Origin of the sequence: Leclercia sp. UBA5958, from assembly GCF_002430365.1 — a bacterium.
Classification (GTDB): Bacteria; Pseudomonadota; Gammaproteobacteria; order Enterobacterales; family Enterobacteriaceae; genus Enterobacter; species Enterobacter pneumoniae.
In genome coordinates, this window is the sequence record NZ_DJCE01000007.1 from 526567 (window position 1) to 550074 (window position 23508).

Annotated in this window: 20 protein-coding genes; 11 read left to right on the top strand and 9 right to left on the bottom strand. The window is 55.9% G+C overall.

Annotated elements, in window-relative coordinates; genetic code table 11:
• Positions 1 to 19: 19 nt before the first annotated feature.
• From glnQ to rhtA, 5 genes are all read right to left on the bottom strand, one after another.
• On the bottom strand, positions 20 to 742 hold the full coding sequence (gene glnQ, locus B2Q93_RS11945; protein ID WP_286933141.1) for a glutamine ABC transporter ATP-binding protein GlnQ: 723 nt from the start codon (positions 740 to 742) through the stop codon (positions 20 to 22).
• Complete coding sequence (glnP, locus tag B2Q93_RS11950) at positions 739 to 1398, bottom strand: glutamine ABC transporter permease GlnP (RefSeq protein WP_040076455.1); 660 nt, start codon at positions 1396 to 1398, stop codon at positions 739 to 741. Before glnP ends, glnQ begins: the two co-directional genes overlap by 4 nt.
• Before the next feature lie 74 nt (positions 1399 to 1472).
• Positions 1473 to 2219, bottom strand: a complete 747-nt coding sequence (glnH, locus tag B2Q93_RS11955) for a glutamine ABC transporter substrate-binding protein GlnH (protein ID WP_040076454.1) — start codon at positions 2217 to 2219, stop codon at positions 1473 to 1475.
• Between the two features lie 360 nt (positions 2220 to 2579).
• On the bottom strand, positions 2580 to 3083 hold the full coding sequence (dps, locus tag B2Q93_RS11960) for a DNA starvation/stationary phase protection protein Dps (protein WP_040076453.1): 504 nt from the start codon (positions 3081 to 3083) through the stop codon (positions 2580 to 2582).
• A gap of 301 nt (positions 3084 to 3384) precedes the next feature.
• The gene (rhtA, locus tag B2Q93_RS11965; protein WP_286933143.1) at positions 3385 to 4275 is read right to left on the bottom strand and encodes a threonine/homoserine exporter RhtA; all 891 of its coding nucleotides are present in this window, start codon (positions 4273 to 4275) and stop codon (positions 3385 to 3387) included.
• 354 nt (positions 4276 to 4629) lie between these two features.
• On the opposite strand from rhtA, the gene ompX reads away from it, so the two are divergent.
• Positions 4630 to 5151: an outer membrane protein OmpX gene (gene ompX / locus B2Q93_RS11970; protein WP_207293289.1), complete on the top strand. Its 522-nt coding sequence runs from the start codon at positions 4630 to 4632 to the stop codon at positions 5149 to 5151.
• A 68-nt stretch (positions 5152 to 5219) separates the two neighbouring features.
• Here ompX and B2Q93_RS11975 read toward each other — a convergent pair whose 3' ends face one another.
• Complete coding sequence (locus tag B2Q93_RS11975; protein WP_286933145.1) at positions 5220 to 6803, bottom strand: phosphoethanolamine transferase; 1584 nt, start codon at positions 6801 to 6803, stop codon at positions 5220 to 5222.
• Between the two features lie 278 nt (positions 6804 to 7081).
• On the bottom strand, positions 7082 to 7210 hold the full coding sequence (mntS, locus tag B2Q93_RS11980; protein ID WP_046886919.1) for a manganase accumulation protein MntS: 129 nt from the start codon (positions 7208 to 7210) through the stop codon (positions 7082 to 7084).
• A 184-nt stretch (positions 7211 to 7394) separates the two neighbouring features.
• On the opposite strand from mntS, the gene mntR reads away from it, so the two are divergent.
• From mntR to B2Q93_RS12025, 9 genes are all read left to right on the top strand, one after another.
• Complete coding sequence (gene mntR, locus B2Q93_RS11985) at positions 7395 to 7868, top strand: manganese-binding transcriptional regulator MntR (protein WP_040076448.1); 474 nt, start codon at positions 7395 to 7397, stop codon at positions 7866 to 7868.
• Positions 7865 to 8974: an anion transporter gene (locus tag B2Q93_RS11990; RefSeq protein WP_286933148.1), complete on the top strand. Its 1110-nt coding sequence runs from the start codon at positions 7865 to 7867 to the stop codon at positions 8972 to 8974. Before mntR ends, B2Q93_RS11990 begins: the two co-directional genes overlap by 4 nt.
• 101 nt (positions 8975 to 9075) lie before the next feature.
• Complete coding sequence (locus tag B2Q93_RS11995; RefSeq protein ID WP_286933150.1) at positions 9076 to 10170, top strand: HlyD family secretion protein; 1095 nt, start codon at positions 9076 to 9078, stop codon at positions 10168 to 10170.
• A complete protein-coding gene (locus tag B2Q93_RS12000) occupies positions 10167 to 11738 on the top strand; it encodes a DHA2 family efflux MFS transporter permease subunit (protein WP_286933152.1) in 1572 nt (523 codons plus the stop codon). Before B2Q93_RS11995 ends, B2Q93_RS12000 begins: the two co-directional genes overlap by 4 nt.
• Positions 11738 to 13261 (top strand): efflux transporter outer membrane subunit, encoded by a 1524-nt coding sequence (locus B2Q93_RS12005; protein ID WP_286933154.1) that lies wholly within the window; start codon positions 11738 to 11740, stop codon positions 13259 to 13261. The genes B2Q93_RS12000 and B2Q93_RS12005 overlap by 1 nt, the downstream gene beginning before the upstream one ends.
• A gap of 99 nt (positions 13262 to 13360) precedes the next feature.
• Complete coding sequence (locus B2Q93_RS12010; RefSeq protein ID WP_040076443.1) at positions 13361 to 14401, top strand: aldo/keto reductase; 1041 nt, start codon at positions 13361 to 13363, stop codon at positions 14399 to 14401.
• A gap of 157 nt (positions 14402 to 14558) precedes the next feature.
• Entirely contained in the window at positions 14559 to 15935 is a 1377-nt protein-coding gene (locus B2Q93_RS12015; protein WP_286933157.1) for a glycoside hydrolase family 1 protein, read from the top strand.
• 49 nt (positions 15936 to 15984) lie between these two features.
• Positions 15985 to 17307, top strand: a complete 1323-nt coding sequence (locus tag B2Q93_RS12020) for a PTS sugar transporter subunit IIC (RefSeq protein ID WP_286933160.1) — start codon at positions 15985 to 15987, stop codon at positions 17305 to 17307.
• 16 nt (positions 17308 to 17323) lie between these two features.
• Positions 17324 to 18040: a GntR family transcriptional regulator gene (locus tag B2Q93_RS12025; protein ID WP_286933163.1), complete on the top strand. Its 717-nt coding sequence runs from the start codon at positions 17324 to 17326 to the stop codon at positions 18038 to 18040.
• 42 nt (positions 18041 to 18082) lie between these two features.
• Here B2Q93_RS12025 and ldtB read toward each other — a convergent pair whose 3' ends face one another.
• Complete coding sequence (gene ldtB, locus B2Q93_RS12030; RefSeq protein ID WP_040076439.1) at positions 18083 to 19003, bottom strand: L,D-transpeptidase; 921 nt, start codon at positions 19001 to 19003, stop codon at positions 18083 to 18085.
• A gap of 222 nt (positions 19004 to 19225) precedes the next feature.
• Here ldtB and B2Q93_RS12035 point away from each other — a divergent pair, with 222 nt between their 5' ends.
• A complete protein-coding gene (locus B2Q93_RS12035; protein WP_040076438.1) occupies positions 19226 to 20821 on the top strand; it encodes an ABC-F family ATPase in 1596 nt (531 codons plus the stop codon).
• Positions 20822 to 21140: 319 nt separating this feature from the next.
• On the opposite strand, the gene B2Q93_RS12040 is transcribed toward B2Q93_RS12035, so the two are convergent.
• On the bottom strand, positions 21141 to 23504 hold the full coding sequence (locus B2Q93_RS12040; protein ID WP_286933166.1) for a glycoside hydrolase family 31 protein: 2364 nt from the start codon (positions 23502 to 23504) through the stop codon (positions 21141 to 21143).
• Positions 23505 to 23508 lie beyond the last annotated feature (4 nt).

Below are 23508 nucleotides of genomic sequence, written 5' to 3' on the forward strand. Positions count from 1 at the left end.
GCGTATTAACAAAGCACCGTCAGGAGACGTGCTGCAGGAACTCCTGCAGACGCTGGCTTGGCGGATTCTCGATCAAGGTCTGCGGGTTGCCATCTTCAGCAATACGCCCTTTATCGATAAAGATCAGACGTGAAGCGACTTTCTCGGCAAAGCCGATTTCGTGGGTCACAATCACCATCGTCATCCCTTCTTCCGCCAGGTCCTGCATCACCTTCAGGACTTCATGGCGCAGTTCCGGGTCAAGCGCAGAAGTAGGCTCATCAAACAGCATCATCTTCGGCTTCACCGCCAGCGCGCGGGCAATCGCCACACGCTGCTGCTGACCACCGGAAAGTTCAGAAGGATAGTGGTGACCACGTTCGGCCAGGCCCACTTTCGCCAGCAGCTCTTTTGCCAGCTTCTCAGCTTCCGCTTTATTGGCACCGCGCACGCGCAGCGGGCCAAACATTACGTTTTCCAGCGCGGTCAGATGCGGGAAAAGGTAGAACTGCTGAAACACCATCCCCGCTTCCTGGCGGATAAGGCGTTCTTCGACTTTCGGGTCATTAACCTTCAGACCATCGACGATCAGGTCGCCGCTGGTGATCTCTTCCAGTTTGTTAATGCAGCGCAGCAGCGTGGATTTACCGGAACCTGATGGGCCAATGATCACGACCACTTCGCCCGTTTCGATCTTCAGGTCGATATTATGCAGCACCTGGGTCTGACCAAAGTGCTTGGAGACGTTTTTGAATTCAATCACAGGATTTTCATCCTTCTTTCCAGACGACGTAAAACAAAGCTCAGTGCCAGCGTAATAATCAGATAAACCACGGCAACGGCGGTCCAGATCTCGAGCGCACGGAAGTTACCGGCAATGATCTCCTGGCCCTGACGCGTCAGTTCGGCCACGCCGATCACAATGAACAGCGAGGTATCTTTAATGCTGATGATCCACTGGTTACCCAGCGGCGGCAGCATACGGCGCAGCGCCAGCGGCAGAATAACGTGGCGAATAGTCTCGCGGCGAGAGAGACCCAGGGCGAGGCCCGCTTCGCTAAAGCCTTTATGAATCGACAGCACTGCCCCACGGGTGATCTCCGCAATGTAGGCACCGGAGTTGATCATGATGGTGACCACGGCCGCGCTGAACGGATCGATACGCAGGTCAGTAAAGGCCATAGGCAGGGCGAAGTAGATGAACATCACCTGTACAACGATAGGTGTGCCACGAATGATTTCAATGAAAACCAGTGCGATGTGGTTGGCAATCCAGCCGCCGTAGGTGCGGGCGAAACCGGCGACGAGGCCGATAATCAACCCGCCAATGAGACCGAGGACCGAAATCCACAGGGTCATTTTGGCGCCTTCAAGCAACAGAGGAATGGCGGGCCAGATGGCGCTCCAGTCAAACTCCATGATTAGTTCCTGTTTTTACCGTGGTGAAGACAACAGGGGGCGAAGTTCGCCCCCACAGAAGAGCAAACGCGTTATTATTTTGGTTCAGTACCGAACCATTTTTTATAAATTTCGTTATAAGTGCCGTTCTCACGCAGGGTTTTCAGCGCGCCGTTCACTTTAGTACGCAGATCGTCGCTGCCTTTCGGGAAGGCGATACCGTATTCCTGCGCTTCCAGAGACTCACCTACCGCCTTAAACTTGCCGTTGCCTGCAGTTTTGATGAAGTAAAGGATGTTCGGGGTATCGTGCAGCACCGCGTCAGCGCGGTTGGTGCCCAATTCCATATAGGCGTTATCGATGTTCGGGAACTGACGCAGGTCTTTGGTTTTGATGTTTGCTTTTGCGTAGTCAACAGAACCGGTACCACTCTTCACCGCAACCACTTTACCGTCGAGATCTTTAGCGCTTTTCACATCGTTGTTATCAGCTTTGACCATCACCAGCAGGCCGCTTTTGTAGTAGCCGTCAGAGAAGTCGATCGCTTTTTTACGCGCATCAGTAATGGTGATACCGGCCAGTGCCAGGTCCACGTTTTTGGTCTGCAGTGCCGGAACGATGCCGCTGAAATCCATTGGCTTCAGGGTGTAGTCCAGTTTCAGCTCTTTAGCGATAGCTGCCCACAGATCTACGTCAAAACCAACGTACTGGTCGCCTTGCTTGAATTCGAACGGAACAAATGCGGTATCGGTGGCAACGATCAGTTTTTTATCAGCAGCCTGAGAAGAAACCGCGAAAGCCAGGGTCAGTGCAGCCAGTGAGACTTTTAATACAGACTTCATAGCATTTCCTTTTATATCCACGGGGCGATCCCCTGCGAGAACGAACGGCTATATGAAAAAATCGTGCCAACTTTGCAAGTGGTTGTTTCACAAAGGAGCTACACCAGAGTCTTGCGCATCCTGTGGTGCAATTCGCTTTCTTTGCACCACAATGGAGCACTGTTTTGGTGCAGGTGATTTTTGATCGCTATAGCCCTGCTATTAAGCGCATATATTGATGAAAAAACAATCTCGCGTTAACGATTGTGTGAGGTGATTATTACAAATCTGTCACTTTTGCTTGGCATATAGACGATTTGTTGCACCATAGATGTGCAAAACCCCCGCCGAAGCGAGGGTCAAAGGCTGAAAAACAAGGTATTACTCGATGTTAGCTTCGATGAACCACAGATACTGATCCAGGTCGCGGGACGCTGCGGTAAAGATGTCAGCGGTATCTTCATCTTTGGCTTCGCCAATGGCTTTACGCACGTCGTTAGCGACTACGGCATAACGGTCTGCCAGCTCTTTCAGGTGATCCTGTACGCTGTGAATATCCAGCGGGTAGCTTTTCAACGGAGTTTTATTGTTGATAACCTGCGTGGTGCCCAGCGCCACGCCACCCAGCTGAACGGCACGCTCAGCCATGGTATCCATATGTGCAGTCAGTGAAGTACGGAAGCCATCCAGCATCTCATGTACGGCAATAAAGTTGGCGCCGCGCATATTCCAGTGGGCCTGTTTAGTAATCAGCGACAGGTCAATGAACTGGATCACCTGGCGATTCAGCAACTCGATTGTTGCTTTCTTATCGCTATCCGATACATCGTTGCGGGTATAAAGCAGATTAGACGCTTTCGTTTTAACCAGTTTAGCGGTACTCATAATCTCATATCCTCTTGATGTTTGTGTCCCAGGTAATTACTGGAGATAAGTATAGCACCACATTTTTAGCCTGCGACCCGGTACTGCCTATCGGTTTAATAGAAAGAATAATTAAGACTTATTAAAGGTCCTGAAAATCAGAGTCTTATAATATTTCGTTGTAAAAGATTCTTATTTATAAAAATCGGTAAGAGAGGAGAGAGAATATTTCCGATTGATGACAATTTGTGCGGGCATATTTAATTTCGCGCAATCTGGCTTATATTCTGCATGGCGCATATTGGCCATGCAGAATTACCCGTCAGCGGTTGATATCTACCTCTTCGACCTTGGTTTCGCGCCGCAATGTCAGGGTTGAGCCCATCGACGCAGCAATAATAGAGCAGAGCGCCAGCGTCTGGGTAAAGGTGAGCGTTTCACCAAGAAACACCATACCTGACATGGCTGCCAGCGCGGGCTCCATGCTCATCAGGGTGCCGAAGATGCGCGTAGGCAGGCGGGTGAGCGCGATCATCTCCAGTGAGTAGGGGAGCGCTGTTGAAAGGACCGCGACCGCCAGCCCGACGGGTAAAATCGACCACTGCCAGATCGACTCGGCGGCCTGCGCCATCCCCAGCGGCACAAAGATGATAGCGGCAATCAGCGATCCCAGCGCCACCGTTGCGGGGCCATGCTCTTCCCCCGCACGCTGACCGGTAAGGATATATAAAGCCCAGCAGGCACCCGCGCCAAGCGCCAGCGCGGCACCGGTTAAATCCACATGCGCAATGTCCTGACCGAGGGGGAGCAGGAACCACAGCCCCAATACCGCCAGCACCACCCAGACAAAGTCTACCGGGCGGCGCGAGGAGAAGAGCGCCACCGCCAGCGGGCCGGTAAACTCCAGCGCCACCGCAATTCCCAGCGGGACGGTCTGTATTGATAAATAGAAGAGGTAATTCATCGCCCCCAGCGACAGGCCATAAAAGAGCAGCGGCAGGCGCTGTGATTTTTCAAAACGCAGACGCCAGGGCTTAAAGATAATTACCAGGATAAGCGTGCCGAGCGCAATACGCAGCGCCGTTACGCCCGGCGCGCCGATCACGGGAAAAAGAGATTTCGCCAGCGATGCGCCGCTCTGGATAGACAACATGGCGATAAGAATAACGACAACCGGCATCCAGACCGGCGATTTGCGGGGCAACCCAGGCATCCTTTCTCCTGTCAATTTATGTCAAACGAAGTAAAGGTGGCAGTGTAATTGAAATAAGCTGTCGCGGTTGAGACTTCGTTGAAAAAAAGTTCCCTGAAATCCGTAGAATGGCATTCATAGACCGGGCTTATTGCCAAGCAGTTTAGGAATAGTCTGGATGAATGTATTGAATCTGACGCGCACTATTACATTTTTGGGATGTATTTTCGGTGAGATTTGAAAGAGATAACTGATTATGGAAATAATTAGTTACACCAAAAGAGCCGTTAGACATCACTAATCAGAAAGAGTTTCACAAGAATTTTTGATATATTTAAAACTTACGGACTTACTTGAAGCACATTTGAGGTGGTTATGAAAAAAATTGCATGTCTTTCAGCACTGGCAGCCGTTCTGGCCGTTTCCGCAGGCACCGCAGTAGCGGCAACTTCTACCGTTTCCGGTGGTTACGCTCAGAGCGATATGCAGGGCGTTATGAACAAAACTAACGGCCTGAACCTGAAATACCGCTACGAGCAGGACAACAACCCACTGGGTTGGATCGGCTCCTTCACCTACACCGAAAAAGATCGCTCTTCCGGTGATGTGTATAACAAAGCACAGTACTACGGCATCACCGGTGGTCCTGCTTTCCGTCTGAACGACTGGGCAAGCATCTACGGTGTAGTGGGTGTGGGTTACGGTAAATTCCAGCAGACTTCCGACACCGGTCTGGTTCGCTCTTCTGACGACACCAGCGACTACGGTTTCTCCTACGGTGCAGGTATGCAGTTCAACCCAATCGAAAACGTTGCGCTGGACTTCTCCTATGAGCAGAGCCGCATCCGTAACGTTGACGTTGGCACCTGGATCGCGGGCGTAGGTTACCGCTTCTAATCACTCCGGTGAGCCAATAAAAAATCCGCCCCTGTGGCGGATTTTTTTTGTCTCCAATAACCCAAACCTTACCGACTTTGGGTGGCGAAAATGTCGCTCCCCAGATGGTTATAGTCCACTTTCTGCAACTTGAAGTTCGTGACATACACCGGCGGTGCTTTTTGGCTGGAGATAAAGCGGTAGTGACTGGCGATCTCTTTTGCCTGAATTCCCGTCCACTGAGAGAAGAAGCTCAGGAAATCGTTCGCCGAACGGCGGGCCTTGATGATGCGGTGGCTCTTATCGTCGCTGGAGAGCACCATAAAAGGCACCTGGAAGTTTTGCTGGAAGGCGTCATCATGAGCCAGATACTGCACCGCTTTACCGCGCTCTTTAAACGCCAGCCCGTGATCGGAAAAATAGACCATCGAGAAACTGTCGCCCGTATTTTGCAACTGGCTATACAGCTGACTTAACAGCTGGTCGGTCTGCGTCATGGTGTAGAGGTAACAGGAGGTCTCTTTCGACTGCACAAACTCGGCGTATTTGCCTTTGGTGCGATCGCAGGCCTGTGGGTGCGAGCCCATCAGATGCAGCACAATAAGCTGCGGCTGCGTACGATGCGTGCTGAAAACCTGCGCAGTCATCTTCAGCAGTGCCTCATCCTGGGTATTTTTATCGGCTTCAAAATCACCGCTCTTCAGGAACTGCACCTCGTCGGCACGCTTAGCAATACTGGCGATGGCGGTATCATATTCGCCAATCTGGCCCTGATTGGAAAACCACCAGCTCTGGAAGCCGGCACGGTTCGCCAGGGTAACGAAGTTATCCTGATACTGGGGTTTGTTATCCACTACCCGATTAAGCGTCAGCCCCAGTGACTTCTGCGTAGAGCCGCTGGCGGCAATATAATCGGTAAACAGGGTGCCATTCACCGCACTGGCAAAAGGCGTGTTGTTCCAGTGGCCGCCAAAGGCACCCAGCGCATCGCGGCGAGCGCTTTCGCCTATCACCACCATATAGATGTGATATTTCGGCTTCACCGCCGTCACGTTCCAGGTATCTTTCATCTGCGACAACGCGTTCATGCGCGCCTGTTCGTCGATCACTTCCTGGTTGTTCACCACCACGTCTTTCACAAAACGGAAGACCGGGTAGCCGCTATCTTTCAGCCTGAAGACGCCACCCCATGCCAGGTTCTGCATCGGGGCGACAAAAAAGGCGGCAAGGCTGACGGCCAGGTAGAGGCTGTCCAGTCGGTTCCACCCTTTTTTGGCTTCGGGTTTACGTCGCACAGCAATGACGCCCAGCGCAAAGATAAACAGGCCAACCACATAGCTGTACCAGGGGAAGATGGTCAGGATCTCTGTCGACTCCTCCATATTGGTGGAGTGCATCGCCAGCAGGGTATTAAAGTTGGGTGCCCCATAGGCCTGAGAGAAGGGGAAGTACATCGCCGCCACCAGCGAGCAGATGCCCAGCAGCCCTTTCTGCACGCGCGGTGCGCTACGCCACAGCAACAGCAATACGCAGGTAAAAGCCACCGCGTAGAGCAGACTGAAGGGGTAGCCCAACGCAAAATTAATCAGCAGTGATTGTAAAAAGTAGAATCCCGTCCACGGGCTTAAGGCCCGGCCGCGGGTCACAAGTGATTCTTTCAGGGTTAAATTCATAGGTCACAATCATGAAAACGCCATGTGCTCACCCTGGCGCCAAGGGTCAAAACCTGCCTGAGAGTGCGGAGAAGGGGAATTGGGGTCCGCGTCTGCGAGCCGCAAATAGTGCAGGGCTGCAAGAAGATAGTGCCAGCGGCGATGAAGGTCAACAGCTATAAAGGGGATGTTTTGCGAAGAGGGCTACAAATCCGTAAAAAAGATCCGGCAATTTGCCTTACGGCTCAGTCTACAAGGGAAGTGTGACAAAAAAATGAAGCGGCGTACCGCGACGCCGCCTAGCGGGAAGGTTTATCGTTCTGCTGTGATTTGCCAGTAATCATGTCGCAAATCATGTTCAGCAGCATTAAGCGTACTGTGAATGGAGAGTGGCTAAACACCTGTATACACCTCTTGAATTCGTTCATCTCAACCTCCTGATGAATGATCCCTTCGATCCCTGAAGGTGACTGCATTACATACAGATATAGCACAGGCTATATTGTATAGCTATGGCTATTACGTTAATTTTTTGTGCTTGTTCACGCATGGTTTACAATGGCCGCACTTGAATTGCGCTGCTGGAAGCGTCACCCCCATTGAGGAAGCACAATGACCCATCGTGCAGGTAAAACCACGACAAGAAAAAAGACGCAGCTGGTAAATGTTGAAGAACACGTTGAAGGATTTCGTCAGGTTCGCGAAGCGCATCGTCGCGAGCTGATTGATGATTATGTTGAGCTGATTTCCGATCTGATCCGTGAGGTGGGCGAAGCACGCCAGGTCGATATGGCCGCACGTCTCGGCGTCTCCCAGCCGACGGTGGCAAAAATGTTGAAACGACTCGCCTCGGTGGGGTTGATCGAGATGATCCCCTGGCGCGGCGTTTTCTTAACCCCTGAAGGTGAGAAACTGGCGCAGGCCAGCCGCGAACGCCATCAGATTGTGGAGAACTTCCTGCTGGTGCTGGGCGTCAGTCCCGATACTGCCCGCCGCGATGCGGAGGGGATGGAACACCACGTTAGCGAAGAGACTCTGCAGCAATTCAGCGAGTTTACCCGCAAATACGGACCTGCCTCTGAATGACCCTTCCAGGCCTGGGGGCGCTGGCCCGCGATCGTTTCTTTCATCTGTTAGTCTTGATTGGCGTCGGGCTCAGTTTTTGCGTTCCTTTCGCCCCCCAGCGCTGGCCTGCCGCTATTGACTGGCACACCATCATTACCCTGAGCGGGCTGATGATGCTCACCAAAGGGGTAGAGCAGAGCGGCTTTTTCGACGTGCTGGGACGCAAAATGGTTCGTCGCTTCGCCACGGAACGCCGCCTGGCGCTGTTTATGGTCTTCTCGGCGGCGCTGCTCTCCACTTTTCTGACCAACGACGTGGCGCTGTTCATCGTGGTGCCCCTGACGCTAACGTTGCGCAAGCTCTGCGAGATCCCGGTCAATCGATTGATCATCTTCGAAGCGCTGGCGGTCAACGCCGGTTCACTGTTAACGCCGATCGGGAACCCACAGAACATTCTCTTATGGGGACGCTCTGGCCTGTCTTTTGCCGCTTTTAGCTGGCAGATGGCGCCCCTGGCGGCGGTGATGATGGTTACGCTGGGGGTGATGTGCTGGTTTGCTTTCCCGGCAAAACCGCTGCAGTACCATACCGGCACGGCGGCCACGCAGGCATCACCGCGTCTGGCCTGGAGCTGCCTGGCGCTCTATCTGGTCTTTCTGGTAGCGCTCGATCTGAAACAAGAGCTGTGGGGGGCGCTGCTGGTAGCCGGCGGCTTCTTACTGCTGGCGAGGCGCGTCCTGGTAAGCGTCGACTGGACGCTGCTGTTGGTCTTTATGGCGATGTTTATTGATGTGCATTTGCTGATTCAGGTGCCGGCGCTGCAGGGTGTGCTGCAAAACGTAACCCATCTGTCGCAGACGGGATTGTGGATCACCGCTATAGGGCTGTCACAGGTGATAAGCAATGTACCTTCGACCATACTGCTGCTCAATTATGTCCCCCCCAGCGCACTGTTGGCCTGGGCCGTCAACGTCGGCGGTTTCGGGCTTCTGCCCGGTTCCCTCGCCAACCTGATTGCCCTGCGGATGGCGAACGATCGCCGTATCTGGTGGCGCTTCCACCTCTGGTCAATCCCGATGCTTGTCTGGGCATCGCTGGTCGGATTCGGACTATTCCTTCTCATATAATGCGCAATTTGTCAGTTTTTCCTGGCAAATGTATAGCAACGTCCTAGCTTTATTGAACGGCATAGTGTGATGCCGCTCACTGACAGGACCGTTGCTGAACTATGGCTGAAGATCAAAAGTCCCCTGCTGACGAGCAGGAAAAAAACAATAATGAGCGTAAGCGTCCGGGTAAAAAACCGTTAATTATCCTCGGCATTGTCGTGGTGGTGATGGTTATCGTGGCGCTGGTGTGGTGGTTTTTAACCCGTAACGAAGAGACAACCGACGACGCCTTTACCGACGGCGACGTGGTGACCATTGCGCCGAAAACGGCAGGCTACGTCACCGAACTGCGCGTGCGCGATAACCAGCGCGTGAAAAAGGGCGATCTGCTGGTGGTGATCGACCCGAGAGACACCACCGCCCAGCGCGATCAGGCGCAGGCCCAGCTTGGCCTGGCGACCGCACAGCTGCATCAGGCCCAGGCGCAGCTGGCGCTCTCAAAGGTGCAATACCCCGCGCAGCGTGATGAAGCGAAAGCCCAGGTGCTGAAAGCTCAGGCGGATCTCGCCAATGCGCAGGCGGAATATCGTCGTCAGCGCGGGGTCGATCCGCGTGCGACCACCCAACAAAGTATCGATTCCGCTAACGCCCAGCTGCGTAGCGCGCAGGCGGGCCTGGCCAGCGCCCAGGCGCAGCTTGAGGTAGCGGAGCAGGTTCAACTGCAAATCCGCCAGCAGGAGACCAACGTCGAAGCGCGTCAACGCCAGGTGGATCAGGCAAAAGCGCAGCTCGAAACCGCCAACCTCAATCTTTCCTACACCGAAGTCCGCGCCCCGTTCGACGGCTTTGTCACCAAACGCAACGTGCAGCCCGGCACGCTGGTGCAGGCAGGCTCGGCGCTCTTCTCGCTGGTCTCCCCGAACGTCTGGGTGGTGGCAAACTTCAAAGAGTCGCAGCTTGAAAGGATGAAGCCGGGCGATAAGGTACAGGTCTCCGTGGACGCCTGGCCTGACATGGAGCTTGAAGGCCATATCGACAGTATCCAGCAGGGCAGCGGCTCGCGTTTCTCCGCCTTCCCGTCGGAAAACGCCACCGGCAACTTTGTTAAAATCGTGCAGCGCGTGCCGGTGAAAATCGTGATTGATAAGGGGCTGGATCCGAACAAACCGCTGCCGCTGGGGCTGTCGGTTGAATCGAAGGTCACAGTGGAATGACGGATCAGAGTCACGATAACTGGAAGCCCGCCAGTAACCCCTGGGCGGTGGCGATTGTCGTCACCCTGGCGGTGTTTATGGAGATCCTCGACACCACCATTGTCAACGTGGCGCTGCCGCACGTGGCCGGGTCGCTCTCGGCCAGCTATGACGAATCCACCTGGGTGTTAACCAGTTACCTGGTGGCAAACGGTATTGTCCTGCCCATCTCCGCCTTTCTGAGCCGGCTGTTTGGCCGCAAGCAGTTTTTCTTAATCTGCATTGTGATGTTCACCATCTGCTCATTCCTCTGCGGCATTGCCACCGAGCTGTGGCAGATCATCCTGTTCCGAATCATGCAGGGCTTCTTTGGCGGCGGCCTGCAGCCTACCCAGCAGTCGGTGCTGCTTGACTACTTCAAGCCTGAGGACAGGGGCAAAGCCTTTGGCCTCTCGTCCATCGCCATTATCGTCGCCCCGGTTCTCGGGCCGACGCTGGGCGGCTGGATCACCGACAACTACTCGTGGCGCTGGGTCTTTTTCATCAACATACCGGTCGGGATCGTCACGGTGCTGGCGATCTACCAGCTGCTGGAAGATCCGCCCTGGGAGAGCAAATCCAAAGAGAAACTCTCTGTCGACTGGACGGGGATCGGCCTGATCGCGCTCGGGCTGGGCTGCCTGCAGGTGATGCTCGACCGGGGTGAGGATGACGACTGGTTCTATTCAAACGTGATCCGCACCTTCGCGGTGCTGACGCTTATCGGCATCATCGGTGCCATTTACTGGCTGATGTATGCCAAAAAGCCGGTGGTCGATCTGCACTGCATGAAGGACAAAAACTTTGCCGTATCCAGCCTGCTGATGGCGGGGATGGCAATGATCCTCTACGGCAGCTCGGTGGTTATTCCGCAGCTGGCCCAGCAGGATCTCGGCTACACCGCCACCTGGTCGGGCATGGTGCTATCGCCTGGGGCAATATTGATCGTATTGACCATACCGCTGGTGCTGAAGCTGATGCCGGTGGTGCAGACGCGCTGGATCATCGCCTTCGGCTTTACCTGTCTGGCGGTGTCGTTCTTCTGGTCCCGCACGCTGACCCCGGATATCGATTTCGAAACCCTGGTACTGTTCCGCAGCGCCCAGTCGATCGGACTCGGGTTCCTGTTTGTACCGCTCACGACCATTGCGTTTATCTCGATTCCGCGGCAGCTCAACGCCGATGCGGCGGCGCTGTTTACCATGTTCCGCAACGTCGCAGGCTCGATAGGCATTTCGCTGTCGACGGCGGCGATCACCGAGCGTTCCCAGGCGCACAGCGCACATCTGGCCTATCACGCCACGCCGTTCAACGAGCAGTTCCAGCTGGCGATACGCGAAAGCGCTCAGGCGATCCAGAATTTCACTACCCAGGTCGGCGACCCGACCGGCATCGCCACCGGGCGGATGTACCAGACCATGATCGAGCAGTCGCGCTTTTTGGCCTACATCGACGTCTTCACCCTTCTGAGCGTGGTGGCCTTTTTACTGATCCCGTTTTGTTTGTTGCTCTCGCCGGTTAAGAGCGAGGGGAGTGCAGGAGCACACTGATGATACACAGACGTTTACACCCTCTGATGATAATGCTGTTGCTCGCAGGCTGCGCCGTGGGGCCGGACTATCAGCAGCCCGCACCGCCTGCGGTCACCCACTGGAATGACAAGGGGGATGGCGAGGTAAACTCGAAAACCGTTTCGGCCGCCACCAACCCACGCTGGTGGAAAACCTTCAACTCGCCGCAGCTCGATAGCCTGATTGAACGCGCCATCGCCGGAAACCTCTCCCTACAGCAGACCGTGTTGCGCATTGCCGGGGCGCGGGAACAGATCAATCAGGCGGGCGGGGCGTTTTATCCGTCGGTAAACGGCAGTTTACAAGCAACGCGCCAGCAGCTCGGGCTGGAAGGAGAGCTGAAATCGCACGGGGTATACGACCAGCTTGATAATGTCGACCCGCAACTGCGGGGCGCGTTAGGCCCGCTGACCCAGCCGATCAACCTTTACCAGGGCAGCTTTGACGCCCAGTGGGAAATCGACCTGTGGGGCAAGGTTCGCCGTCAGGTCGAAGCCGCCGAAGCGCAGCAGCAGGCGGCGATTGAGCAGCGTAACGATGCGCTGGTGTCGCTGGAGGCGGAAGTGGCGCGGGCGTGGCTGCAGCTGCGCGGCGCGCAGAGCATTATCGCCACCCTCAATACCCAGATTGAGAGCGCCCGGCAGACGCTGGATCTCACCGACAACCGCCAGCGCGGCGGGTTGTCACCCCAGATGGACGTGGAAAATGCCCGTGCGCAGCTCGGTACGCTTGAAGCGCAGCTTCCGCAATATCAGGCACAGGCGCGACAGGCGATGAATGGCCTGGCGATCCTCCTCGGCAAACCGCCGGGGGCGCTGGACGCGGAGCTGCAGTCCGCCCAGCCGATGCCCGCCTTGCCGGACATTGTGCAGACGGGGATCCCGTCCACGCTGGCACGTCGCCGCCCGGACGTACGCGAGGCGGAGGCCAATCTCCACGCCGCCACGGCGCAGATCGGCGTTTCGGTGGCGCAGCTGTTCCCGAGCTTTACCCTCTCCGGTCAGTTTGGTCTGCGCAACAGCGAAACCAACTGGCTCACCGACTGGAGCAGCCACTTCTACAGCTTTGGCCCGCAGGTCTCCATTCCTATCTTCCAGGGTGGGCGGCTGGTCTCCAGCGTGAAGGTGGCGCGCGCGCAGCAGAGCGCTGCGGTGCTGGACTATCGTCAGACGGTGCTAACGGCGCTCGGCGACGTGGAAAATGCGCTGGTGAGCTACCGTACCGATCAACAGCGTGAGGCAGGGCTGGCGAAAACCATCGATGCACTGCAAAACGCCTTTGATCTGGCAAGCGACAGCTACCGGCAGGGGATTGCCACCTTTATCGACGTGCTGGATGCCCAGCGACAGCTGGCGCAGGCCGAGCAACAGCGCGCGCAGGCGCAGGTGCAGAGCGCCCTTGACCTGGTCGCGTTGTACAAGGCGCTGGGCGGTGGCTGGGAGCCGTATCAGCAGGTGCAAATGCCAGACTACCCCGTCTTTGGCGATGCACCTCGCGGATAAGATGGCGAGAATTGGGCAAGAAACGGACAGGAACCGCACATTCGCTGTCGGCGTGCACCGGGTATAACTATGGGGTACTCAACAAACAAGGAGTCTCAAATGCGATATCAAAAACTCGGTAATACCGGCCTGTTCGTCTCTGAACTCTGCCTCGGTACCATGACCTTCGGCGGCGAAGGCGGCATGTGGGGCAAGATTGGCCAGCTCCAGCAGAGCGACGCGGAGCAGCTGGTAGGCCGCGCACTGGACGCCGGTATCAACTTTATCGACACCGCCAACGTCTACTCGGAAGGGCGTTCGGAGGAGATCACCGGCCAGGCGTTGAAAAACCTGAAGGTGCCGCGGGAAAACGTGGTGGTGGCGACCAAAGTCTTTGGCGAAACCGGCACGGGCGGGGTGAACTCACGCGGTAGCTCGCGTTACCACATCATCAGCAGCGTAAAAGAGAGTCTGCGCCGGCTGCAGCTCGATCATATCGATCTCTATCAGTTGCACGGTTTTGATCCCGCCACCCCCATTGAAGAGACTCTTTATGCGCTGGATAACCTGGTGCAGCACGGCCATGTTCGTTATATCGGGGTCTCTAACTGGGCGGCCTGGCAGATCATGAAGGCGCTGGGTATCTCCGAGCGGTTGGGTCTGGCGCGGTTCGCCTCTCTGCAGGCTTACTACACCATCGCCGGGCGCGATCTGGAGCGCGAACTGGTGCCGATGATGCAAAGCGAAGGGGTAGGCTTGATGGTCTGGAGCCCGCTGGCGGGCGGCCTGCTCAGCGGGAAATACGATCGCAACGGACAGAGCGAATCCGGCGGCCGTCGTCTGGAATTTGACTTCCCGCCGGTGGAAAAAGCGCGTGCCTTCGATTGCGTCGACGTGATGCGCACTATCGCAGAGAGCAAAGGGGTCTCGGTGGCGCAGATTGCGCTGGCGTGGTTGCTGCATCAGCCGGTGGTCAGCAGCGTGATCGTTGGGGCGAAGCGGGTGGATCAACTGGATGACAACATTGCCGCCACCGAAATACGCCTGAGCGAAGACGAGCTAAAACAGCTTGATGCCGTCAGCGTCTTGCCGCGGGAGTACCCCGGCTGGATGCTGGAGCGCCAGGGAGAATATCGTCGGAATCAACTCGCACAGCAGTAATTTTCCACTTCCTTTCAGGGCCGGAGCCGCAGCGCGGATCCGGCCTTTTTTATTCCACACGCCTCACACAAAACGATCCCGATCTTTGCCTGCTTTATCCGCTTTGGCTATATGACTAGTCATGAAATTTAAATGACTAGTCATATAGGGAGTGCGCATGAAAGCATCTTTGCCAGCCAATTTTTTATGGGGCAACTCGGTCTCCAGCATGCAGACCGAAGGGGCGTGGAACGAGGGTGGGAAGGGGATGTCGGTCTACGATATTCGCGAGGCGGGAGAGAATACCTCAGACTGGAAAGTCGCCACCGACTCGTATCATCGCTACGCGGAAGACTTCGACCTGATGCAGGATCTGGGCATGAACTGCTATCGCTTCCAGATCGCCTGGAGCCGCGTCTGCCCGCAGGGTGACGGTGATTTCAATGACGAGGGGATCGCCTTTTACGATCGCTTTATCAACGATCTGATCGCCCGCGGCATTGAGCCGATGGTCTGTCTCTACCACTTCGATATGCCGCTGGCGCTGGCCCAGGAGTACAACGGATTTACCGATCGCCGGGTGATGGAGGCCTTTATCCGTTATGGCAAGAAGATGATCGACTGCTTCGGCGATCGGGTGAAATACTGGCTGACCTTCAACGAGCAGAACATCTTCCATATGCCCGAGGCGTTTCGCATTTCCGGCTATATGAAAGGCGAGAAAACCCTGCGCGAGCTGTACGCACTTCAGCATCACACCATGGTGGCGCATATGGCGCTGACCGAGTACCTGCATCAGTCCCGGCCAGGTCAGCTGATGGGCGGTATGCTGGCGCACCAACTGATCTATCCCGCCACCTGTAAACCGCGCGATATCTTTTGCGCGCAACAGTATGACGAATTTCTGAACCAGAACCTGCTGCGCGTCTTTGCCGGTCAGGGCTACAGCCCGGCGGTGATGGCGGTGGTGGCGCAGGAAGGTTTTGAAGATATCTACCGGGCCGAGGATCTGGCCCTGCTGGCACGTACCAAAAATGACTATATGGCGTTCAGCTATTACGCCAGTAAGACCCTGGATAGTGATGCGATCCCGGAAGAGACGCCGGTTAACTATTACTTGCTGCACGGCGAGAAAAACAACCCCTATCTGAAAGCGACAGAGTGGAACTGGCAGATCGATCCGCTGGGCTTTCGCACCATTATCACCCGCTACTACAACGACTGGCGGCTGCCGGTCTTCCCGATTGAAAACGGCATCGGCGTGATTGAGTCGTGGGACGGCGTAAATCCGATTGAGGATGACTACCGTATCGACTACCACCGGGAGCATATCGAGGCGATGAAGGCGGCGATGTTTGAAGATGGTGCCGAGGTGATCGGCTATCTCGGCTGGGGCTTAATCGACATTCTGAGTTCGCAGGGGGACATGCGTAAACGCTACGGCGTGGTGTACGTCAACCGCGAAAACCATGACCTGAAAGACCTGAAGCGCGTGCCGAAAAAAAGCTACGCGTGGCTCAAACAGGTTATCCATAGCAACGGGCGCGAGATGTAAGCCGTACGCTGCCGGGCCGTTTTTGTGACTGATTAAGGGAACTATCCGTATGTCTGATACAAAAATTACACCTGCGATGCAGTCCTTTGTCGACAGATTTGTGGAGTTCTCGGCGCGCCTGGCCAATCAGGTGCACCTGCGCTCTCTGCGTGATGCGTTTGCCACGGTGATGCCGATCTTTATCCTCGCCGGGCTGGCGGTGCTGATCAATAACGTGGTCTTCCCGTGGATTTTCACCGGGGAGACGCTGGCCCACTATCAGGTCTGGGGCGAGGCGATTATTAACGGTACGCTGAATATCGCGGCGCTCCTGCTGGCCCCGATCATTGCCTGGTCGCTGGCGCGTAACAAAAATTTCGACAATCCGGTCTCGGCAGTGGTCATCGCCGTCAGCAGCTTTATCATAATGATGCCGATGCGACTGCAGATCGTCCCCGTCGGCAGCGACACTGCGGTGAGCGTTACGCAGATCCTTACCTTCGCCAATATCGGCTCGACGGGCATTTTCGCCGGGGTGCTGATTGGGCTAATCTCGGCGGAGATCTTTATCGCCATCTCCCGGCTAAAAGCGCTGCACATTTCGCTGGGGGACAATGTCCCTCCGGCGGTGAGCAAATCCTTTACCGCGCTCATCCCCACCATCATTACACTCTCGCTGTTCGCGGTGCTTGCGGCCTTGCTGGCAAACGTGCTGCACACCGATTTAATTCACCTGATCACCACTTTTATCCAGCAGCCGCTGCGGCTGATTAATACCAGCTTGCCGGGAACGCTCTTTATCTACAGCTTTGGCAACTTCCTGTTTACGCTCGGCATTCATCAGTCAGTGGTTAACAGTGTGATTCTGGAACCCTTCCTGTTGATTAATACCAATGAAAATATGCTGGCCTTCGCCAATGGACAGCCCATCCCGCATATCATCAACAGTATCTTTGTCCCCACCTTCGGCATGGTGGGGGGCACCGGCAGCACCATCTCACTGCTGATCGCCATCTTTATCTTCTCGCGTCAGCAGTCGGCGAAACAGGTGGCTCGCCTGTCGCTGGCGCCGGGGCTGTTTAACATTAATGAACCGGTGATATTTGGCCTGCCCATTGTCTTTAACCTGCCGCTGATGATCCCCTTCGTGCTTCTTCCGGCGCTGGGGATCTGGTTTGCCTGGCTCTGCACCACATTGGGATTTATGTCGCGCTGTGTTGTCATGATCCCCTGGACCACGCCACCCATACTCAGCGCCTGGCTGGCCACGGCCGGCGACTGGCGAGCGGTAGTGGTACAGTTGGCAATCATCATATTTGGTGTATTCTTCTACCTGCCTTTCCTCAAGGTTGCCGAGCGAGTGGCATTGAAAAACAGTGAGATAGCGAACTAAACATAAGGAAACGGCGATGGCGGCGAAGTACATCACCATAGCGCGGGAAATTAAAAAACGCATTATTAGTCAGCAGTATGCCGCCAACGAACCGCTGCCCGATCAGTTTGCGCTGGCCGCGGAGTTCAGCTCCAGCCGCATGACCATACAGCAGGCGATGCGTCAGCTTATTGTCGAAGGGCTGGTCTATACCCGGCAGGGGCAAGGCACTTTTATCCGCAAGAATTTTCTACAGCTCTCTCAGTGGGATCTCTCCGGCAGCGACTACTTTGGCGCCACCAAAACCTGGGAGCATCTTGGTACGGTCTCCAGTCAGGTCGTCCATTTCGAACTGCGCTTTCCCAACGAAAAAGAGCAGGCCTCACTGATGATAAACGCTGATGCCCCGGTGTATGACTTTATCCGCCTGCGCCTGCTTAACGGCGAGCCGATGTCGCTGGACGCTACCGTCATGCCGCTCAACCTGGTGCCGGGGCTGAACAAAAGCCATCTCGAAAGCTCGGTGTTCCGCTACGTGCAGGAGACGCTGGGGCTAAAAATTATGGGGTCATATCGGATCGTCAGAGCCCTGAAACCCAGCGCGCTGGATATGCAGCATCTGGTCTGCGAGCCGTCCGATCCGGTGCTGGAGGTGGAGCAGGTGATCTATCTGGAGGATGGCACGCCGCTGGAGTACGCCCACTGTCACTACCGGTACGACCACGGCGGGATTGTTATTGTGAATAACGGATAAAAAAAGCGGGCCCCGGGCCCGCTTTTTTATGTCGCTAGTTTATCAGTTCAGGCGAACTGGCATACCGGAGCGGTTCTGAATAGCCTGGTCAACAACGGAGGCATCTACGTCAGCCTGGCTGGTGATCGCCTGCACATTGCTCTTCAGGGTGATCGGCACGGTAACGTTGTTATCGATCTGATCTTCGCTGGTGGAGAGCGGGTTATGCACTTCCAGATAACGGCTGCCATCTGGCTCGGTGGTCGCTTTTACAGGTTCGTTGATGAACTGTACGCGGGTACCGACCGGCACGTTTTCGAACAGGAATTTGATATCGTCATTACGCAGACGCACACAGCCGTGGCTCACGCGCAGGCCGATACCAAAGTTGGCGTTGGTGCCGTGAATAGCATAAAGGCGGCCAATGTAGAGCGCGTACAGACCCATCGGGTTATCCGGGCCAGCCGGAACAACAGCCGGCAGCGGCTCGCCAGCGGCAATATACTCCGCGTGCATCTTGGCGGTTGGCGTCCAGGTTGGGCCCGCTTTTTTACGCTCAACTTTGGTGGTCCAGTTCATCGGGGTGTCTTTACCCAACTGGCCGATACCGATTGGCAGAACGATGACGGTATTGGTCCCTTTCGGATAGTAGTAGAGACGCATTTCAGCACTGTTGATGATGATACCTTCATGCACGGTATCGGGCAGGATCAGCTGCTGAGGAATATTCAGCACAGTACCGCCTTTCGGCAGGTACGGATCGACGCCCGGGTTTGCTTCCATCATGTTGGAGAGACCCAACTGATATTCAGCAGCAAAATATTCCAGCGGCTGCGTGTTACCTTCTTCGATGGTCACAACCTGATTCTGGCCGACCAGACGGCTACCGTCAGTGGGCAGAGGATAGGTGACAGCAGAAGCGGTCTTGCAAAACCCTACGACGGCAAACGCCGCTGCTAATAGCGATGTTAATTTCATATTCATGTTATGCGAGGTATCTGTGCCACTGTGGCATGTAGTTAAAAGGGCTGAATGGTATAGGGAGCGCATTATATGTCCATTACCCCATTCAGGGAATTCAGATGTGTACGAAATCACATTTTTTTCGACATTGTTAAAGTTTAGCGTCTCGTCGCAACATCGGGATCTCAATTCGGAATTGTGGCATAATGCCGCGTTTATCACACTTTTCGCAGGAATCTCCCCGTGTTAGTTACCAGCAACGTCACTATGCAGTTTGGCAGTAAGCCGCTGTTCGAAAATATTTCCGTCAAATTTGGCGGCGGCAACCGTTACGGCCTGATTGGTGCCAACGGTAGCGGCAAATCCACCTTCATGAAGATCCTCGGCAGCGATTTAGAGCCGACGCTGGGCAATGTCTCAATGGACCCCAACGAGCGCATCGGTAAGCTGCGTCAGGATCAGTTCGCCTTTGAAGAGTTCACCGTGCTCGACACCGTGATCATGGGACACGGAGAGCTGTGGGAAGTGAAGCAGGAGCGTGACCGTATTTACGCCCTGGCCGAAATGAGCGAAGAAGATGGCTACAAAGTGGCCGATCTGGAGACGCAGTATGGCGAAATGGACGGATACTCCGCCGAAGCGCGCGCGGGCGAATTGCTGCTCGGCGTGGGCATTCCGGTAGAACAGCACTACGGCCCGATGAGCGAAGTCGCGCCAGGCTGGAAACTGCGTGTGCTGCTGGCACAGGCGCTGTTCTCTAACCCTGACATTCTGCTGCTCGATGAACCGACGAACAACCTGGACATCGATACCATCCGCTGGCTGGAGCAGACGCTGAACGACCGCGATAGCACCATGATCATTATTTCGCACGACCGTCACTTCCTTAATATGGTCTGTACGCACATGGCGGATCTGGACTACGGCGAGCTGCGCGTTTACCCGGGCAACTACGACGAGTATATGACGGCCGCAACCCAGGCGCGTGAACGTCTGCTGGCGGACAATGCCAAGAAGAAAGCGCAGATTGCGGACCTACAGTCCTTCGTTAGCCGCTTCAGCGCCAACGCCTCTAAATCGCGTCAGGCAACCTCGCGTGCCCGTCAGATTGACAAAATCAAGCTCGACGAAGTCAAAGCGTCAAGCCGTCAGAACCCGTTCATTCGCTTCGAACAGGACAAGAAACTGTTCCGTAACGCGCTGGAAGTGGAAGCCCTGGCTAAAGGCTTTGAAAACGGTCCGCTGTTTAAAAACTTTAACCTGCTGCTGGAAGTGGGCGAGAAAATTGCCATTCTGGGTGCCAACGGCGTGGGTAAATCTACCCTGTTGAAAACGCTGGTGGGCGAACTGCAGCCGGACAACGGCACCGTGAAGTGGTCCGAAAATGCGCAGATCGGTTACTACGCGCAGGATCACGAGTACGAGTTCGAAAATGACCTGACCGTCTTCGACTGGATGAGCCAGTGGAAGCAGGAAGGTGACGACGAGCAGGCGGTGCGTAGCATTCTGGGGCGTCTGCTGTTCAGCCAGGACGACATCAAAAAGCCTGCCAAAGTGCTCTCCGGTGGTGAGAAAGGCCGCATGCTGTTCGGTAAGCTGATGATGGAAAAACCAAATATCCTGGTGATGGATGAACCTACCAACCACCTGGATATGGAATCTATCGAATCGCTGAACATGGCACTGGAGATGTATCAGGGCACCCTGATCTTCGTCTCTCACGACCGTGAGTTCGTCAGCTCGCTGGCGACCCGCGTGATCGAGATTACCCCTGAGCGCGTGGTGGACTTCACCGGCAACTACGAAGATTACCTGCGCAGCAAAGGTATCGACGGCTAATTTCCCGTCGTTTTCCACGCTGCAGATGCGTTGGCTGCACCTGCTCACCCCGGCCACTTACTTAAGTCAGCTTCCGGGGATCCGCAGGTTTACCGCCTTCCTGCAGTGCGAAATACTCAGGGAAAGGTGTCGTGCTTTTATTCCCTCTCCCTTCGGGAGAGGGGTAGGGTGAGGACATCAGACCGCACTACGACGTTACCTCTCTCTTCCCTCTCCCCGTGGGAGAGGGTTAGGGTGAGGGCATCAGACCGCACTACGATGTTACCTCTCTATTCCCTCTCCCTGTGGGAGAGGGTTAGGGTGAGGGCAACAAGCCGCACTACACCTCCCACTCACCCCCTTCGACACCGTTCACCCGCAGCTTACGTGTTTCCCCTGCCGGTAACGACACCTTCAGCACCTTCCACGCCGGGCGATAATCCCCCCGCGCATTCACCTTCAGATTAATGCTCGCCCCGTCGCAGACCATCTCCCATTCCACCCACAGCGCATTGCCCTGCTGATAACCCCAGCTCTCGCCGTCGTCCTCAAACAGCAGGCCAGACGTGGTACCCACGCCTTTTAGCGGGAACAGCTTCAGCTCGCGAGCATCGTCTTTTTCAGCATTCACGTGCGTGATGCGCTCGCTCAGCGGCAACGCGGCCCCGGCACGCACCAGCAGCGGCAGCTTCTCCAGCGGCGCGTCGCGCACAATCCACTGGCCGCCAGCAAACCACTCGTGGGTATAAAAATCGTACCAGCCGGCTTCGTTATCCGGCAGCCAGAGGCGGCGCGCACGCTGCCCGGCTTCGACCACGCTTGCCACCAGCAGGTCGCGGCCCAGCAGGAAGTCATCGCACTCTTCAAAGGTCTGCGCATCATGCTCATGATCGAGGAAAGTAGGACGCAGCATCGGTTCGTCGTCGGCATGCGCCTGCCAGAGCAGCGTATAGAGATAGGGTAGCAGGCGATAGCGCAGCTCAATTGCGCTGCGAATGGCCGGCGTCACGCCGGGATACATCCACGGCTCGTTAACGGTCTGGTCATCATTCCATGAATGGATGGTAAACCGCGGGTGCATCACGCCGTTCTGTACCCAGCGCACAAACAGCTCGGCATCCGGCTTATCGCCAGAAAAACCGCCGACGTCATGCCCGACGTTAAACAGCCCCGAGAGGCTCATCCCCAGCCCCATACGAATGTTATAGCGCAGGGTCTCCCAGTTGGTGCGGTTATCACCGCTCCAGGTCTGGACGTAGCGCTGCATCCCCGCGCAGCCGGAGCGGGAGATCAGGTACGGGCGTTTTTCCGGGGCAAAGCGCTGCTGCGCCTCCAGCGAGGCGCGCATCATCAGCAGCGGCATCACCGGGCGAATATGCTTGATGGCGATCGGCTGGCCGAAGCCATAGCAGCGCGCTTCGCCGTCCCAGACTTCATACTCGTTGTTATCGTTCCAGGTGGAGTCGATCCCCATCTCCAGCAACTGCGTGGTCACACCTTCCTGCCACCACTGCACCGTCTGCGGGTTGGTAAAGTCGAGGTGCGAGCCTTCGTCATCCCAGAAGCTGGAACGTTCTGGCGCATTGGTTTCTGAATCACGAATGAACAGACCTCTTTCTGCCACCTCGTTATAGCGCGGGTGATCCTGCAGCAGGCACGGCTTGATGTTGGCCGCCAGTTTTAACCCGGCGTCGTGGAACGCCTGAGTCATCACCTTCGGCTGCGGCACTTTGTCATGGTTCCAGTTGAAGACGTAGCGCTTGCCGTTGATCGAGGTATAGCCGGACGAGAGCTGGAAGGAGTCGCACGGAATCGCGTGTTCTTCGCACAGGCGAATAAAGTGCATCAGCTGATTCTGCGCGTCCGGCGCGTCGGTATAGTGCATGGTCGATCCGCTGTAACCCAGGCTCCATTTCGGACCGAACAACGTCTTTCCGGTGAGGCGCACAAAGGCTTTGGTGACATCCAGCACCCGTTTCCCGGTAAACATGTAGTAATCGATGTCACCCGCTTCTGCCTGCCAGCGGCGGTAGGCGGTGTGGTAGTTATCAATTTCGTTGCCCAGATCCAGCCAGCAGCTGCTCAGGTTGTCGTAAAACAGGCCATAGCTCACGTCATCCCGGCGGGTGAGGGTGAACGGAATGTGTTTGTACAGTGGATCGGTGCTGGCGGCGTTGTAGCCCATCGCGTCGAGGTTACGCATCTCGTAGCGTTTACCGTTGCGCTGCAGATCGCCGGCTTTCTCGCCCAGGCCGTAAAAACGCTCATCCTTGCGGCGGCTCAGGTAGTGTGCCACGCCGTCGCCGTGGGCATTCAGCAGGTAGGCGCTGGTCGGGCGGTCATTCACCAGCGGCTGCCACTCGCCCGCGTCATCGCAATAGTGCCACTCCAGCCACAGCGGCTGGTGGACCGTCACACGCAGCTGCTGGGTAGCAACCGTCAGCATGTCGCCCTGCTGCGTCAGCTGCCAGGCCGGGCAGGAGAAGCCGCTCAGATCGTCGCGATGGCGTCCTTCCCAGGGCACATCTTGCGCCGGGGCAATACTCCAGGTGCGGTCCAGCGCCAGTTCGCCTTTGCGCTTAATCAGCACGCGGAACAGGTTCTCTTCCAGCACATACAGACACAGACGGTGCTGATTATCGACCAGCAGCTCAATATGGTTCGCCGACTCTGTTGCGACGGTCCAGTTTTTCAGGGTTTTCATATGC

Coding starts and splice junctions, on each gene's coding strand:
- glnP (WP_040076455.1), bottom strand. CDS start 1,398: ATGGAGTTTGACTGGAGCGCCATCTGGCCCGCCATTCCTCTGTTGCTT.
- glnH (WP_040076454.1), bottom strand. CDS start 2,219: ATGAAGTCTGTATTAAAAGTCTCACTGGCTGCACTGACCCTGGCTTTC.
- dps (WP_040076453.1), bottom strand. CDS start 3,083: ATGAGTACCGCTAAACTGGTTAAAACGAAAGCGTCTAATCTGCTTTAT.
- rhtA (WP_286933143.1), bottom strand. CDS start 4,275: ATGCCTGGGTTGCCCCGCAAATCGCCGGTCTGGATGCCGGTTGTCGTT.
- ompX (WP_207293289.1), top strand. CDS start 4,630: ATGAAAAAAATTGCATGTCTTTCAGCACTGGCAGCCGTTCTGGCCGTT.
- B2Q93_RS11975 (WP_286933145.1), bottom strand. CDS start 6,803: ATGAATTTAACCCTGAAAGAATCACTTGTGACCCGCGGCCGGGCCTTA.
- mntS (WP_046886919.1), bottom strand. CDS start 7,210: ATGAACGAATTCAAGAGGTGTATACAGGTGTTTAGCCACTCTCCATTC.
- mntR (WP_040076448.1), top strand. CDS start 7,395: ATGACCCATCGTGCAGGTAAAACCACGACAAGAAAAAAGACGCAGCTG.
- B2Q93_RS11990 (WP_286933148.1), top strand. CDS start 7,865: ATGACCCTTCCAGGCCTGGGGGCGCTGGCCCGCGATCGTTTCTTTCAT.
- B2Q93_RS11995 (WP_286933150.1), top strand. CDS start 9,076: ATGGCTGAAGATCAAAAGTCCCCTGCTGACGAGCAGGAAAAAAACAAT.
- B2Q93_RS12000 (WP_286933152.1), top strand. CDS start 10,167: ATGACGGATCAGAGTCACGATAACTGGAAGCCCGCCAGTAACCCCTGG.
- B2Q93_RS12005 (WP_286933154.1), top strand. CDS start 11,738: ATGATACACAGACGTTTACACCCTCTGATGATAATGCTGTTGCTCGCA.
- B2Q93_RS12010 (WP_040076443.1), top strand. CDS start 13,361: ATGCGATATCAAAAACTCGGTAATACCGGCCTGTTCGTCTCTGAACTC.
- B2Q93_RS12015 (WP_286933157.1), top strand. CDS start 14,559: ATGAAAGCATCTTTGCCAGCCAATTTTTTATGGGGCAACTCGGTCTCC.
- B2Q93_RS12020 (WP_286933160.1), top strand. CDS start 15,985: ATGTCTGATACAAAAATTACACCTGCGATGCAGTCCTTTGTCGACAGA.
- B2Q93_RS12025 (WP_286933163.1), top strand. CDS start 17,324: ATGGCGGCGAAGTACATCACCATAGCGCGGGAAATTAAAAAACGCATT.
- ldtB (WP_040076439.1), bottom strand. CDS start 19,003: ATGAATATGAAATTAACATCGCTATTAGCAGCGGCGTTTGCCGTCGTA.
- B2Q93_RS12040 (WP_286933166.1), bottom strand. CDS start 23,504: ATGAAAACCCTGAAAAACTGGACCGTCGCAACAGAGTCGGCGAACCAT.